The following is a 13582-nucleotide window of genomic DNA, read 5'->3' as shown; positions in this document are numbered from 1 at the left end:
CCGACGGCCGAGGCCCACGGCGTGCTCACCGCTTAGGGTGGTCGGGTGCCGGAGGAAACCACCGAGACCGCGGCCGCGCCCGGCCGGGACGCCGTGCTGCACGCCGTCAGTTCGGCCGTGCTGGCCGTCACCCGGCACCTGTCCGTCCGTGAGGTGCTCCAGGTCATCGTGCGGTCGGCGGCGCGGCTTCTGGACGCCCGCTACGCGGCGCTGGGCGTGCCGGACGACCAGGGCGCGTTCGCCGAGTTCGTCGCCGAGGGGATCACTGACGAGCAGTGGGAGGCCATCGGTCCGACGCCGCGGCAGCACGGCATGCTCGGGGCGATGCTCCGCGAAGGCGCGCCCGTGCGGCTCCCCGACATCCGCAGGGACCCCAGGTTCGAGTACTGGCCCCGGGCCCATCCCGTGCTCAAGGACTTCCTCGGTGTGCCGATCCGGGACGGCGAGCAGGTGCTGGGGATCATCTTCCTGTCGAACAAGAGGGTGCCGGGAGGGTTCACCGCGGCCGACGAGGAACTCCTCACGATGTTCGCCGCCCACGCCGCCATCGCGCTCATCAACGCCCGCCTGTACGAGCGCGGCCGGGAGCTGACGGTGATCGAGGAGCGGACCCGTGTGGCCCGCGATCTCCATGACTCCGTCAGCCAGAAGTTGTTCTCACTCCGTCTCACGGCGAGGGCGGCCGTGTCGCTGATGCGGTCCGACCCGGAACGCGCGGCGAGGGAGATCGAGCAGGTGGAGCGGATGGCCGGGGAGGCGCTGGCCGAGCTGCGCGCGGTGATCGTCGAGCTCCGCCCGGCCGAGCTCGACAGGCACGGGCTCGTCGAGACCCTCCGCAAGCACGCCGACCTGCTCGGTCGCCTGCATCCCGTCTCGGTCGCGTTCACGTTCGCCGGCGACGAGCCCGGCGACCTGCCGGCGCTGACGGAGATCGCCGTCTTCAGGGTCGCGCAGGAGGCGCTGCACAACGCCCTGCGGCACGCCGCCGCCGAGAGCATCGCCGTACGGCTCTCGCACGACCCGCCGAGGCTGGTGCTCGAGGTGAGCGACGACGGGAAGGGGTTCGACGAGACCGGCGGGCGCGGGCTGGGCCTCGCCTCGATGAACGAGCGCGCCGAGGCCGCCGGCGGGTCGCTCGCCGTGGACTCGCGGCCCGGCCACGGCACGATGATCCGCTTGGAGGTGCCCACGTGATCCGCGTGCTGATCGCCGACGACCACCCCGTCGTACGGCAGGGCCTGCGCACGTTCCTGGACGTCCAGGACGACCTGACTGTGATCGGGGAGGCCGCCGACGGGGAGGAGGCGGTGGCGATGGCCGAGTCCCTCACGCCCGACGTGCTGCTGCTCGACCTCAGGATGCCCGTCCTCGACGGCCTCGGGGCCCTGGGGCGGCTGGGCGGCCTCGGCGTCCGGGTGATCGTCCTGACCTCGGTGAGCGACCCGGTCGACGTGGCTCCTGCGATGCGGGCGGGCGCGTCGGGCTTCCTCTACAAGGACGTCGACCCGGCCGCGCTCGTCCAGGCCATCAGGGCCGTACACGGCGGGCAGGTCCTCCTGGCTCCGGAGGCCGCCGTGGCCATGCTGACCGGCCAGGCCCCCGCGACGGACGCCGTGGCCGTCCTGACGGAGCGGGAGCTCGAGGTACTCCGGTTGATCGCGACGGGCTGTTCCAACCGGGAGATCGCCCGCCACCTCGTCGTGGCCGAGAAGACCGTGAAGACCCACGTGTCCAACGTCCTGATGAAGCTCGGCGTCCAGGACAGGACCCAGGCCGCCCTCTACGCCGTCAGGCACGGCCTCGCGTAGCTAGGTCTGCGGCTGGCCGGACTCGACGATGGCGTGGTGGGCGGCCACCCGGGCCCGCCGTACGGCCCTGTCGAGCTCGCGGAGGGCATCACCGCGCGTCGCGAGCTGCCCCGACGTGAGGCCGCGCTCGTCGGCCAGGCGCAGGGCGAGGGCGAGCCGGGCGGAGAGGGCGCCGACCCGGTGCGCCCGGCCCGGATATCCGGGGGCGAGGGCGTCGTCGACCGTGTCGAGCGCCGGGAAGCCCTGGGCCGGCCCGTCGACGCCGAGCAGCGCCTCGGTGGCCGACCGCATGGCCGCCGACAACGCCTGCTCGGCCTCGGCGAGCGACGGAAGGCTCGGCACGGCGGCCGAGGCCTCGCACGCGGTCCAGCGGATGCCCGAGTAGGACGATCCCCTTCTGTCTTCGGCGGGCACGAGACCGAGGCAGCGCCCTGGGTAGACGGCCACCACGGCCTGGCCGGCGTCGATGGCGGAGCCGTTGAAAGCGGGGGGTCCGGTCAGTCCGAGGGGGTCTCCGGGGATCGGGAGGGCCAGCCGGAAGGAGCCGAGCCCCTCTATCCGCTGGTCCACGAGGAAGGCGCGGAGCGTGGTCTCGCCCGCGTCGTCGGCCACCACTTGGGGGCCCGCCGCCCGCTCGACGCGGTCGGCGGCCTCGTCGAGACCGACGTGGCCGGCCAGCCAGGCGTTGCCCCACGAAACGAGGGTGGCGGAGATCGGTGAATCGATGCGCACCCGATCCACGATAAGTGTTCGGGCCTGTCATAGTTGGTGGAGCATTCACGGGAGGGGGTCCACATGGGCGGTCAGGTGCTTCGGTTTCAGGACGTGGCCGTCCGCCGAGATGGAGCGGCGCTGCTGCGCGGAATCGACTGGACCGTGCGCGAGGACGAGCGCTGGGTGATCATCGGTCCCAACGGTGCGGGCAAGACCACGTTGCTCCAGGTGGCGGGTGCGCTGATGTACCCCACAGAGGGCTCGGTGGACGTTCTCGGCGAACGGCTCGGCCAGGTGGACGTCTTCGAACTGCGGACGAGGATCGGACTGGCCAGCTCCGCGCTCGCCGAGCGGGTGCCGCCGGACGAGAAGGTCATCGACCTCGTGCTCACCGCCTCCTACGCGATCCTCGGCCGGTGGACGGAGGAGTACGACTCCAACGACGTGACCCGGGCGGTCGAGCTGATCGACCAGTTCGGCTGCGCCCACCTGATCCGCCGCCGCTTCGCGACCCTCTCCGAGGGGGAACGCAAGCGTGTCCAGATCGCCAGGGCCCTCATGCCCGACCCCGAGTTACTGCTGCTGGACGAGCCCGCGGCCGGGCTCGACGTGGCCGGCCGGGAGGATCTGGTACGCCGGCTCGGCACCCTGGCCCAGGACTCCAAGGCACCGACGATGGTCCTGGTCACCCACCACGTCGAGGAGATCCCCGCCGGGTTCACCCATGCGATGCTGCTCCGCCACGGCTCCGCGGTCGCCCAGGGCCCGATCGAGTCCGTGATGACGTCCGACAACCTCTCCCACACGTTCGGCGTGCCCCTGGCGCTGGAGCGGAGCATGACGGGCCGCTGGTACGCCCGGACGTACTGAGATCCCCCAACTCTCCGACATCGCCGCTTAATCCACGCGTAAAGCCAAAACGACATATCCTCCAGTCAGGGTTCACAGACTGGAGTGTCGGATGGGTCTGCTCATCTTCGGCGTAGTCGCGGTGGCCGTCATTGGACTCGCGCTGGTCAGGACGATCCGGATCGTTCCCCAGGCGACCGCCTGCATCGTGGAACGTTTCGGCCGCTATCACCGGACCCTCCAGGCGGGCCTCACGTTGGTGATCCCCTTCATCGATCGGATCAAGGTCGAGGTGGATCTGCGTGAACAGGTCGTCACGTTCCCGCCCCAACCGGTGATCACCTCGGACAACCTGGTCGTCTCGATCGACACGGTCATCTACTTCCAGGTCACCGACCCGAAGGCGGCGACCTACGAGATCGCGAGCTTCATCGTCGCCGTCGAGCAGCTGACCGTGACGACCCTGCGCAACGTCGTCGGCGGGATGGACCTGGAGCGCACGCTGACCTCCCGTGAGGAGATCAACACCGAGTTGCGCGGCGTGCTCGACGACGCCACCGGCAAGTGGGGCATCCGGGTCAACCGCGTGGAGCTCAAGGCCATCGACCCACCGGCCTCGATCCAGGACTCGATGGAGAAGCAGATGCGGGCCGACCGCGACAAGCGGGCCGCGATCCTGTCCGCCGAGGGCCAGAAGCAGTCCGCCATCCTCACCGCGCAGGGGCAGCGCGAATCGGCCGTGCTCAAGGCCAAGGGGGAGGCGGAGGCCGTCGTGCTCCGCGCCCAGGCCGACGCGGAGGCCCAGGCCATGCGGGCCAAGGGGCAGGCGGACGCCATCGCGATGGTCTTCCGCGCCATCCATGAGGGCAAGCCCGACCAGCGGCTGCTGGCCTACCAGTACCTCCAGACGCTCCCCGAGATCGCCAAGGGCGACGCCAACAAGGTCTGGATCGTCCCCTCGGAGATGAACAAGGTCATCGAGAACCTCGGCGGCCTGTTCTCCGCGCCGAAGGACCAGACGCATACCGACCAGAACGGCTCGACCCCCGCCGGCTGAGGCGGCGATCAGGGGGCGCGCGCGATCCCGTGCGGCTTGACGCCTACGATCAGGCGTTAGCCGTACGAGGGAGTAGTGCTTTTGACGCCGTTGGACGCCGCCGCCGTGTTCGCGGCCGGCATTGGGGCCGGTGCGATCAACGCAGTGGTGGGGTCGGGGTCACTGATCACATTTCCGACATTGCTGGCCGTGGGCGTTCCGCCCATTGTGGCCAACGTGTCCAACAACATCGGGCTGGTACCCGGGGGCGTCACCGGTGTGCTGGGCTACCGCGCCGAACTGAAGGGCCAGCGGAGCCGGCTGATCCGGCTGGGCGCCGCTTCCGTGCTGGGATCGCTGACGGGCGGGCTGCTGCTCCTCAACCTGCCCGAGGCCGCCTTCCCCGTCATCGTGACCGTCCTCATCGCGGTGGCCTGCGTCCTGGTGCTGCTTCAGCCGAAGCTGAGCGGGTGGCTGACCGGCCGGCGGACGCCGCATCCCCACGGAGGGCCCTGGTTGTGGCTCGGCGTCCTGCTCGCGGGCGTCTACGGGGGCTATTTCGGCGCCGCGCAGGGGATCGTGCTGATCGGACTGCTCGGCGTGTTCCTGGACGAGCACCTGCAGCGGATCAACGCCGCCAAGAACCTGCTGTCCCTGCTGGTCAACACGACCGCCGCGGCGCTGTTCATCCTGGTGGCGGACGTGAACTGGCTCGCGGTGGTGCTGGTGGCGGTCGGCTCGGCCGTGGGCGGGTTCTTCGGCGCCCGCGTGGGACGCAGGCTCCCCCCGGCCCTGCTTCGCGGCTTCATCGTGTGCGTCGGCGCTGTCGCGATAGTGAAGCTGTTGTCGTAAAAGGGTATGTATGCCCTTATGAAGGGCGACTGGGTGGAGATCGTCATTGATGCGGGGGGCACCCCGCGCACCTACGAAGTGATCGCGACCAGGGCGGGCCGCCGCGTCGAGATCAGCACGGGCCGGGGCATCGTCGAGGTCAGTGAGGTGACCAGGACGGGCACGCAGGTACGCACGGCGCGATTCATGTCCTCCAGGATCCTCGCACTGGTCGAGCACCCCGCGGACGGCCCGAAGCCGGACGAGGTCTGAGGGCGGCTCGGCAGCTGGGCGAGGGTCGGCGTACAACGCCGCACAGATGTCCGGGGTCAACCGCTGACGATCGGGAGCCGCGTGTCGCGCGTGCGTTCAGTCGGCCGGGCGGACCTGGACGACGCCGTCCTGCCGTAACCGGGTCCTGAACGCGGGCTGCCTGGCCGTCGCCGGGCCGTGCACGACCGAGCCGTCCGAGATGCGGAAGACGCTGCTGTGCCAGGGGCAGACGATGCAGGGCTCCCCGCCCTCGAGGGTGACGCGGCCCTGGTGGAGCGGCCCGGCCAGATGGGAACAGCCGTCCGCGAGCACGCTCACACCGTCGCCCAGGCGGAGCACGAACAACTCGATGTAGCCGAGGCGCCTTCTGACCGGACGTCCGTTGGGCAGATCCTTGAGCGAGCAGAGGTCGTGCCAGCCGAGCGGCACCAGATGGCTGACCGACTCGGCGTGGTTGGCCCCGGCGGCCTGGCGGTAGGCCATGTGCCCGCCGAGGTAGGCGCCGACGGAGGCGGCCCCGAGGCCGGTGAACGCCAGCGCCCGGCCGGTCCGCTCGCGCCCCGCCATCCGCATCAGCAGCGAGCCGGTGTAGAGGCCGGTGGCGGTGACGTTCATGATCGCGTGGACGAACCCCACCCGTTGCTGTTCCCGGTGCAACGTCGACCAGTCGGTCAGTCCGGCGGTCGCCGTGGGCAGGGCCATGCCGACGCCGGTCGCGATCAGGGTCCGCGCCGCCCGGGGGTCGGACCTGGTCGCGTCGAGCACCGCCGACGCGATCCAGCACCCCGCGCTCACCATCGCCATCGCGGGATGCAACGGGTGTCCCAGGGGCACCCCGTGCAGCACGTCCCGGAGCCTGCTCGGGCCCAGTCTGCGGCGTACGGCCTTGGACAGCGCGTTGACCGGCCGATCCATGGCCGTCGTCCGTTCGAGCCCGTCGAGGAGGTTTGCCGATGGGACAATTCGTGGCAGGCGGCCCGTCCGTCGCGGCCTTGTCGTCTTCTCCATCATTCGCCCCCTTAACAGGGTCCACGTACCCGCCCGCCACGGCCACGAACATGGGGCGGCACGCCTCAGCAGGGCTTCGGCGAGGGTGGCGGAGTCTCAGGGGGCGAGGTGGCCGCTGGCCACGGACTCCTCGATCAGCCGGGTCGCGAACTTGCCGAGGGCAGGCGAACCCTCCGCGATGATCTGCACCTTCTCCAGCACCTGCCGGGCGGTCACCTTGTTCAGCGCCCAGGATCCACCCTCGTTGTGGTGGTTGGCCAGGATGGGCGCCAGCCGGTCGAGCGCCTTGGCGAAGCGCGCCTCACGCGTGCGGCGCTCCTCGAACTCGTCCCAGAGGGCCCGAAGCCGCCCGCACTGGTCCTCGGGGAGCATTCCGAAGATCCGGTCGGCCGCCGCCCGCTCCCGTGCGGCCTGGTGTTCGACCGCCACGCGGTCGTAGATGAAGGTGTCGCCCGCGTCGATCTCCACGATGTCGTGCACCAGCAACATGGCGACGACCTTGTCGAGATCGGTTCCCGGTGGAGCGTGCTCGGCCATGACCATGGCCATCATGCCGAGATGCCAGGAATGCTCGGCGTCGTTCTCCCGCCGCGAGCCGTCGATCAGCGTGTTGCGGCGGATGATGCGCTTGAGCTTGTCGATCTCCATGGCGAAGGTGATCTGGGCGTCGAGTCGTTCCTGGAGAGCGATCGTCACGCGCGAAAGCCTAACGCCCTGTGATCACCACTCGCCCGCGAGTCCGGCGATTACGGGGATACCGGTGCTCAGGGGCACACGATCACGACGGGCACCCCGTTGAAGACGGCGTTCCCCGACAGGGGGTCGACGACCGTCTCGTCGGTGAGGGCGTTGACGCTGAACCCGGCGTTCCTGGCCGCGACGGCCTGGGTGCTCCCGTCGTGACCCCAGCCGTGCGGCAGGCTCACCACGCCCGGCATGATCGAGTCGGTCGGTTCCACGGGCACGGCCAGTTCACCGGCCGCCGAGCGGACCAGCGCCTTGTCGCCGAGCCCGAGCCGGGTGACGTCGGCGGGGTTGATCTGGAGCGTGCAGCGGTTGCTGCCGCCGACCAGCGGTCCGACGTTGTGCAGCCAGCTGTTGTTCGACCGCAGGTGGCGCCGCCCGATCAGCACGAACTCGGGCGCTTTGCGGCCGAGCCCGGCGCGCAGCCGTACGAGATCGTCGAGGACGGGGGCCGGCGCGAGCTCCACGAGGCCGGAAGCGGTGCGCAGAAGCCCGGGAAGGCGGGGCTCCAGCGGACCCAGGTCGAGCCCGTTCGGGTGCCCGCGCAGCTCGGAGAGCGACAGCTGGCCGCCGTTCCACTCGCCGTAGGGGCCGAGCCGCACCATCGCGTCGAGCCGCAGCTCGGCGCCGTTCGCCCCTTCGAGCAGGCCGCGTAGCTCGGCGGGGTCGCGGGAGGGGAGCGTGCCGGCACCGGAGTCGGCCACCGCCCGCACCGTCTGGTCGAGGATCAGCTCGTCGAGCAGCGCGGGATCGGCGTCCGCGCCCTGCCCGGACGCGATCATCGCCAGGCGGGCGAGGATCTCCGCCTCCGACGGCCGCCCGTCCAGGGGCAGCGCCGGAGGCGAGTACCGCGCGTAGTTGCGGACGGCGAAGCCGAGGAGCGCGAAGTCGTAGTGCCCCGACTGCAGGATTCTCGGCGGCGGAAGGATCACGTCGGCGTGGCGGGTGGTCTCGTTGAGATACGGGTCCACGCTGACCATGAACTCCAGGCCCGGCAGCGCCCGGTCCAGCCGTGTCCCGTTCGGCGCGGACAGCACGGGGTTGCCCGCCACCGTGATCAACGCTCTGACCTGGCCTTCGCCGGGGGTCTCGATCTCGTCGGCGAGAGTCGCCACCGGCAGTTCGCCGTTCGCCTCGGGCAGCCCGCGCACCCGGCTGTGCCACCGCCCGGTCCGGTACGGCCGGCGCCGCCCGGGCCCCTCCGTGGCCGGCCGGGGGAACATCACCCCGCCGGGACGGTCGAGGTTGCCGGTCAGCACGTTGATCACGTCGACCAGCCACTGGGCAAGTGTCCCGAACTCCGCCGTGCACGTGCCGATGCGGCCGTAGACGGCGGCAGTGGGGGCGGAGGCGAGTTCCCGCGCGAGCCGTACGATCACTGCGGCGTCGACGCCGCAGGCCTCCGCGCAGGCGGCGGGCGGGAAGTCGGCGAGGGCGCCGGCCACCTCGGTGAGACCGGCCGCGGGAACCGTGACCGTGACGAGGTCTTCGGCGAGGAGCGTGTGGGCGATGCCCGCGAGCAGGTAGGCGTCGGTGCCCGGGCGGATGAAGACGTGCTCGTCGGCCAGGGAGGCCGTCCGGGTCCGCCGGGGATCGACCACGACGAACCTGCCGCCGCGCCCGCGCAGCGCCTTCAACCGGCCGGGGAAGTCGGGTGCCGTGCACAGCGAGCCGTTCGACTCCAGCGGGTTGGCGCCCAGCATGAGCAGGTAGTCGGTGCGGTCGAGGTCGGGGACGGGGATCGACAGCGGGTGGCCGAACATCAGGCCGCACGACACGTGCTTGGGCATCTGGTCGGCTGTGCTCGCCGAGAAGACGTTCCTGGTTCCGAGCGCCCGGACGAGAGGTGCGCCGTACAGGGCGCCCGCCATCGTGTGGGCGTTCGGGTTGCCGAGGTAGATCGCCCTGCTGGGGCCGGGAATGCGGGACAGTCCACGCTCGACGGCCGCGAACGCCTCCTCCCAGGAGACCTCCCGCCATCCGCCGTCGGCCCGGACGAGGGGCGCGCTCAGGCGGTCGGGATCCTCGTCGAGACGGCCGAGCGAGGCGCCCTTGGGGCAGATGAATCCCTTGCTGAAGGGATCCTTCCTGTCGCCGCGGACATCGGTCACCCGGCCCGAGTCGTCGAGGGTGATCGTCAGTCCGCAGACGGCCTCGCACAACGGGCAGGTCCGGTGGACGGTCGACATGCGCGGCCTCCTGGGTCCGGGAGTCGAACCCATCCTTCACCGGCGCCGCCACTGAGGGAAGCCCCAGAACCGAATTAAGTTCTAGGGCTTCCCGGCGCCCTGACGCCCCCGCGGTGCGCCTGGGCGCGCCCGTGGGACACGCGGACGGCGGGCGGGCGTCGTCACGCGGTGAAGGCGCGGCCGACCTCCTCGAGTTCGCGCACGAGGTCGAACCGCGGGTCGCGATACTGGCGGGCGCCGAAACCGGTCCGGTTGACCGTCCAGCGGAGTTCGTGCGCCCAGCCGTCCTGGTCGGCGCAGAGAGCTTGATCCGCCATGTTCATGTGGGTCTTGATTAGTAATAACCAATTGGTACCGTGGGGATGCATGGAGACTCCTTTTCGGGTGGCTTCGAGGTGGAGTTCTCGTTTGTGCTCGCCGGGTCGGCAGGTGGCAGCCTTTCGGCCCGGCTTTAACATGGCCCGCGAACGGGCACGTCGTGATGCGAGCGACCTGGTCGCCGTCGCTAGGCACGTGATGATTCCCGGTGGCCGGACGCCTCCCCGTCGTCTCGATATCCGAGAGAGGCCATGCCGTCGTCGGATACGGATGTCGCCCATGTGAAAGAAGCGGTCCACCGAGCCGTCCGCCGCTTTTTCATCGGCGCCTCCCCGAAATTCCGGGAACCCCTCCCGCCTCGATCGTGACCCAGGAGAGATATCGCTGCAATACTTGGCGAAAGGAAACTTGCAAGGATCTTTTAGGCGTACGGTGCATGTGTCGGTGCAATTTGCACCGCACCGCGAAGCGGCCCGACGAAGGCGCGCGCCCGCTCGGCGTGACCAAGGAGGACGGCCGGGGTGCCGGATCATGGCAGTCCCACTGTTCGCCGGCGAAGGCTCGGTCAGGAGCTTCGCCGGCTGAGAGAGCGCGCCGAGCTCACCGGCGACCAGGTCGCCGCGCAGCTGGGGTGGTCGGCGGCGAAGGTGAGCCGGATCGAGACGGCGAGAACCTCGCCGCGCGAGGCCGACATCGAGGCCCTGCTGGTGATCTACGTGGTAGATTCGCGCCAGCGCCATGAGCTGCTCGCCCTGCATCGGGATGCCACCCGAAAGGGCTGGTGGGAGGAGTATCGGGACTCTCTGCCGAAGGAATACACCACATTCCTTGGGCTGGAGGCCGAAGCCACGGCGGCACGAGACTGGGAACCCCAGGTGGTGCCGGGTCTGTTCCAGACGGAGACATACGTCCGAGCCATGATGGAAAGCGGCCAGCGGAGCACGCTCGAGGCACCAGGTGGGGTCCGGAGCCGGATCGAGGTCCGGATGGCCCGCCAGGAGTCCGTCCTCGGTACACGGAGCCCGCTGAACCTCTCTGTCGTGCTCGAGGAGTCGGTGCTGCTTCGCCGTTTCGGGGACGACGAAGTGATGAGAGAGCAACTCGGACGGCTGATCGAAGTCTCGGAACTCCCCAACGTCCAGTTGAGGATCCTCCCCCTGGATGCCGAGCACCCGATCAACACGGGAGCCTTCAGCCATCTCAAGCTGCCCGAATTCCATGACGTGGTGTATCTGGAGGCGCTCCTCGGCGGCCGCCTGGTCGAGGACGAGACCATCGTGTACCGCTATGAGGTCGCCTTCGATTACCTGGAAAGCAAGGCGCTCGGCGTCGAGGCTTCTCGGAAATGCGTGGAAAAAAGTCTTAGTCGCTGGCGATGAGCCATCCTGAGCCGCCTCGGAAGCCCCGACGAGGGATCACCCCGGGGGGAGAGACCAATAAATGAACTCTACGGATCTGCCCGGCGCCGTCTGGTGGAAGAGCACTCGCAGTGCCAACAACTGCGCCTGCGTCGAAATAGCCGTTTTGTCGGACGGCCAGGTCGGCGTTCGTGACAGTAAGAACCAGGAGGGCCCCGTCCTCGTATTCACGCCGGTCGAATGGGACGCATTCATCGGTGGAGTCAAGGACGGCGAGTTCGACATATAAGCGGGCCGCCGCATGCCGTCCGGGCGAATGCGGCGACACGCCGCGTGTGCGAGTGCGGCGACATGCCGCGTGTGCGAGTGCGGCGACATGCCGTGTGTGCGACAGGCAGCCGCACGCGTGCGACACGCGCGTGCGGCTTGCGCCCAAGAGGAAGGGAGCAAGCCGCACGCTGAGGGGACGGGGGTCAGGCGAGACCCAGGCCCTGGGCGACGCCCTGGCCGAGGTCCTTGTGCACGTTGGTCCAGTAGTCGACCACGCGCTTCTTCATGTCGCCCGTGACCTCGGGAGCCGAGGCGTGGCCGACGATGTTGCCCACCAGGTGCGCCCGGTCGGTGTCCGACAGGACGTTCTCCCACAGGGCCCGCGGCTGGACGAAGTCGTCGTCCTCCGCGTGCTTCACGTACGCGCTGCGGATGATCTCGCCCGAGACGTGGTAGCCCTCGCCCTCGAAGATCGACGGGTCCGCGGCCGGGCCGCCGACGCTGTTCGGCGCGTAGACCGGGTCGCTGGAGTTGCTGAACCGCATCGCGCCGTCCTTGTTGTAGCTGTGGACGGGCGACTTCGGCTGGTTGACCGGAAGCTGCAGGTAGTTGGGCCCGATGCGGTAGCGGTGCGTGTCGGGGTAGGAGAACAGCCGGCCCTGGAGCATCTTGTCCGGTGACGGTCCGATGCCGGGGACGAGGTTGGCCGGCTCGAAGGCGGCCTGTTCGACCTCCGCGAAGTAGTTCTCCGGGTTGCGGTTGAGGGTGAACCTGCCGATCGTGATCTCGGGGTAGTCGCCGTGCGGCCACACCTTGGTCAGGTCGAACGGGTTGAAGCGGTAGTCCGCCGCGGCCTCGAACGGCATGATCTGGACGTTCACCGTCCAGGACGGGTGGTCGCCGTTCTTGATCGCGGTGTACAGGTCGCGGATGTGGTGGTCGGCGTCCTTCGCGACGAGCGCCGCGGCCTCGTCGGCGGTGTAGTTCTCGATGCCCTGGTCGGTCTTGAAGTGGTACTTGACCCAGAACTTGTCGCCGTTCGCGTTGTACCAGAGGAACGTGTGGGAGCCGAAGCCGTGCATGTGCCGCCAGCTCTTCGGCGTGCCGCGGTCGGTCATCAGGAACGTCACCTGGTGCGCGGACTCCGGTGACAACGTCCAGAAGTCCCACTGCATGTTGTTGTCACGCAGGTGGTTGTCCGCGCGGCGCTTCTGGCTGTGGATGAAGTCGGAGAACTTCGAGGGGTCGCGGATGAAGAAGACCGGCGTGTTGTTGCCGACGAGGTCGTAGTTGCCCTCTTCGGTGTAGAACTTGATCGCGAAACCACGGGGGTCGCGTGCGGTGTCCGCGCTGCCCAGCTCGCCGGCCACCGTGGAGAAGCGCAGGAACATGTCGGTCTCCCTGCCCTTCTGGAACAGGTCGGCCTTGGTGAACTGGCTGACGTCCTCGGTGATCTGCAGGAGGCCGTAGGCGCCGCCGCCCTTGGCGTGCACGACGCGCTCGGGCACGCGCTCCCGGTTGAACTGGGCCATCTTCTGTATGACGTAGTGGTCCTGCATCAGCAGGGGCCCGTTGGGGCCGACGGACAGCGAGAACTCGTCGCTGGGAGCGGGAATCCCTGCGTCGGTGGTGGTTATCGGCCTGTCGGTCATCGGTTCCTCCGGGATTGCTCTTCGGAAGACGCGGAGCCAGACGTGAGCGCGTGGATCAGTCGAGGCCCGCGACTTCGGCGGTGACGGGGTGACAGTCGGGACAGATCCCCCAATAGATGACGTCGGCCTCGTCGACCACGAATCCGGCGTTGGACACGGGTTCCAGGCAGGGGGCGTGCCCGATGGCACAGTCGACGTCTGTGACCCTTCCGCAACCGCGGCAGACGAGGTGGTGGTGGTTGTCGCCCACCCTGGCCTCGTAGCGAGTGGGGCTTCCCGCGGGCTCGATGCGACGGAGGAGCCCGCCGCGATGGAGCGCGTTCAGCGAGTCGTAGACGGCTTGCAGGGAGACCTGACCGACCCGCTCGCAGACACCACGGTGAATGGCCTCCACGTCGAGATGGTCGCCGCTCCGCACGGTCTGCATGATGGCCAGCCGGGCGGCGGTTACCCGCAGCCCTGCCTGGCGAAGTCGGATGGCGTCTCCCACACCCACCACGCTAGCTCACTAAAGCTGAATGACTCAAGTAAA

Annotated in this window: 15 protein-coding genes; 8 read left to right on the top strand and 7 right to left on the bottom strand. The window is 69.3% G+C overall.

Annotation, left to right across the window (positions count from 1 at the left end; genetic code table 11):
- The first annotated feature begins 45 nt into the window (after positions 1-45).
- Together Pph01_RS15145 and Pph01_RS15140 are read left to right on the top strand one after the other, a co-directional pair.
- A complete protein-coding gene (locus tag Pph01_RS15145) occupies positions 46-1194 on the top strand; it encodes a GAF domain-containing sensor histidine kinase (protein WP_204073707.1) in 1149 nt (382 codons plus the stop codon).
- Entirely contained in the window at positions 1191-1808 is a 618-nt protein-coding gene (locus tag Pph01_RS15140; RefSeq protein ID WP_204073706.1) for a response regulator, read from the top strand. Before Pph01_RS15145 ends, Pph01_RS15140 begins: the two co-directional genes overlap by 4 nt.
- On the opposite strand, the gene Pph01_RS15135 is transcribed toward Pph01_RS15140, so the two are convergent.
- Positions 1809-2540, bottom strand: coding sequence for an Rv1486c family protein (locus tag Pph01_RS15135; protein ID WP_239116704.1), 732 nt, complete (start codon positions 2538-2540; stop codon positions 1809-1811).
- A 63-nt stretch (positions 2541-2603) separates the two neighbouring features.
- Between Pph01_RS15135 and Pph01_RS15130 the strand changes: the two genes are divergently transcribed.
- The 4 genes from Pph01_RS15130 (at position 2604) to Pph01_RS15115 (ending at position 5511) form a co-directional block, all read left to right on the top strand.
- On the top strand, positions 2604-3392 hold the full coding sequence (locus Pph01_RS15130) for an ABC transporter ATP-binding protein (protein ID WP_204073705.1): 789 nt from the start codon (positions 2604-2606) through the stop codon (positions 3390-3392).
- Between the two features lie 91 nt (positions 3393-3483).
- A complete protein-coding gene (locus Pph01_RS15125) occupies positions 3484-4428 on the top strand; it encodes an SPFH domain-containing protein (RefSeq protein ID WP_204073704.1) in 945 nt (314 codons plus the stop codon).
- Between the two features lie 81 nt (positions 4429-4509).
- Positions 4510-5259 carry a sulfite exporter TauE/SafE family protein gene (locus tag Pph01_RS15120; RefSeq protein ID WP_204073703.1) on the top strand — a complete coding sequence of 250 codons (750 nt, stop codon included), beginning with the start codon at positions 4510-4512 and terminating at the stop codon, positions 5257-5259.
- 18 nt (positions 5260-5277) lie between these two features.
- A complete protein-coding gene (locus tag Pph01_RS15115; protein WP_203882018.1) occupies positions 5278-5511 on the top strand; it encodes a DUF8836 family protein in 234 nt (77 codons plus the stop codon).
- 96 nt (positions 5512-5607) lie between these two features.
- On the opposite strand, the gene Pph01_RS15110 is transcribed toward Pph01_RS15115, so the two are convergent.
- The 4 genes from Pph01_RS15110 to Pph01_RS15095 all read right to left on the bottom strand — a co-directional run bounded on the left by Pph01_RS15110 (position 5608) and on the right by Pph01_RS15095 (position 9769).
- Positions 5608-6426: a Rieske (2Fe-2S) protein gene (locus tag Pph01_RS15110; protein WP_239116703.1), complete on the bottom strand. Its 819-nt coding sequence runs from the start codon at positions 6424-6426 to the stop codon at positions 5608-5610.
- A gap of 189 nt (positions 6427-6615) precedes the next feature.
- Entirely contained in the window at positions 6616-7167 is a 552-nt protein-coding gene (locus Pph01_RS15105; RefSeq protein ID WP_204073795.1) for an HD domain-containing protein, read from the bottom strand.
- A gap of 116 nt (positions 7168-7283) precedes the next feature.
- Positions 7284-9452, bottom strand: coding sequence for a molybdopterin-dependent oxidoreductase (locus tag Pph01_RS15100; protein ID WP_204073701.1), 2169 nt, complete (start codon positions 9450-9452; stop codon positions 7284-7286).
- A 161-nt stretch (positions 9453-9613) separates the two neighbouring features.
- The gene (locus Pph01_RS15095) at positions 9614-9769 is read right to left on the bottom strand and encodes a hypothetical protein (protein ID WP_204073700.1); all 156 of its coding nucleotides are present in this window, start codon (positions 9767-9769) and stop codon (positions 9614-9616) included.
- Positions 9770-10291: 522 nt separating this feature from the next.
- Here Pph01_RS15095 and Pph01_RS15090 point away from each other — a divergent pair.
- Positions 10292-11149 (top strand): helix-turn-helix domain-containing protein, encoded by an 858-nt coding sequence (locus Pph01_RS15090; RefSeq protein WP_204073699.1) that lies wholly within the window; start codon positions 10292-10294, stop codon positions 11147-11149.
- Positions 11150-11210: 61 nt separating this feature from the next.
- Positions 11211-11417, top strand: a complete 207-nt coding sequence (locus Pph01_RS15085) for a DUF397 domain-containing protein (RefSeq protein ID WP_203954692.1) — start codon at positions 11211-11213, stop codon at positions 11415-11417.
- Positions 11418-11601: 184 nt separating this feature from the next.
- On the opposite strand, the gene Pph01_RS15080 is transcribed toward Pph01_RS15085, so the two are convergent.
- A complete protein-coding gene (locus Pph01_RS15080; protein ID WP_204073698.1) occupies positions 11602-13050 on the bottom strand; it encodes a catalase in 1449 nt (482 codons plus the stop codon).
- Positions 13051-13105: 55 nt separating this feature from the next.
- Positions 13106-13540 carry a Fur family transcriptional regulator gene (locus tag Pph01_RS15075; RefSeq protein WP_204073697.1) on the bottom strand — a complete coding sequence of 145 codons (435 nt, stop codon included), beginning with the start codon at positions 13538-13540 and terminating at the stop codon, positions 13106-13108.
- Positions 13541-13582 lie beyond the last annotated feature (42 nt).

The organism is Planotetraspora phitsanulokensis (assembly GCF_016863295.1).
Lineage (GTDB): Bacteria > Actinomycetota > Actinomycetes > Streptosporangiales > Streptosporangiaceae > Planotetraspora > Planotetraspora phitsanulokensis.
This window is presented reverse-complemented; position numbering and strand designations above follow the sequence as displayed.

Excerpts from the sequence above, each read along its gene's own strand:
- Pph01_RS15105 (WP_204073795.1), bottom strand. The coding sequence starts at position 7,167 with ATGGAGATCGACAAGCTCAAGCGCATCATCCGCCGCAACACGCTGATC.
- Pph01_RS15130 (WP_204073705.1), top strand. The coding sequence starts at position 2,604 with ATGGGCGGTCAGGTGCTTCGGTTTCAGGACGTGGCCGTCCGCCGAGAT.
- Pph01_RS15085 (WP_203954692.1), top strand. The coding sequence starts at position 11,211 with ATGAACTCTACGGATCTGCCCGGCGCCGTCTGGTGGAAGAGCACTCGC.
- Pph01_RS15080 (WP_204073698.1), bottom strand. The coding sequence starts at position 13,050 with ATGACCGACAGGCCGATAACCACCACCGACGCAGGGATTCCCGCTCCC.
- Pph01_RS15095 (WP_204073700.1), bottom strand. The coding sequence starts at position 9,769 with ATGGCGGATCAAGCTCTCTGCGCCGACCAGGACGGCTGGGCGCACGAA.
- Pph01_RS15125 (WP_204073704.1), top strand. The coding sequence starts at position 3,484 with ATGGGTCTGCTCATCTTCGGCGTAGTCGCGGTGGCCGTCATTGGACTC.
- Pph01_RS15100 (WP_204073701.1), bottom strand. The coding sequence starts at position 9,452 with ATGTCGACCGTCCACCGGACCTGCCCGTTGTGCGAGGCCGTCTGCGGA.
- Pph01_RS15115 (WP_203882018.1), top strand. The coding sequence starts at position 5,278 with ATGAAGGGCGACTGGGTGGAGATCGTCATTGATGCGGGGGGCACCCCG.
- Pph01_RS15110 (WP_239116703.1), bottom strand. The coding sequence starts at position 6,426 with ATGGATCGGCCGGTCAACGCGCTGTCCAAGGCCGTACGCCGCAGACTG.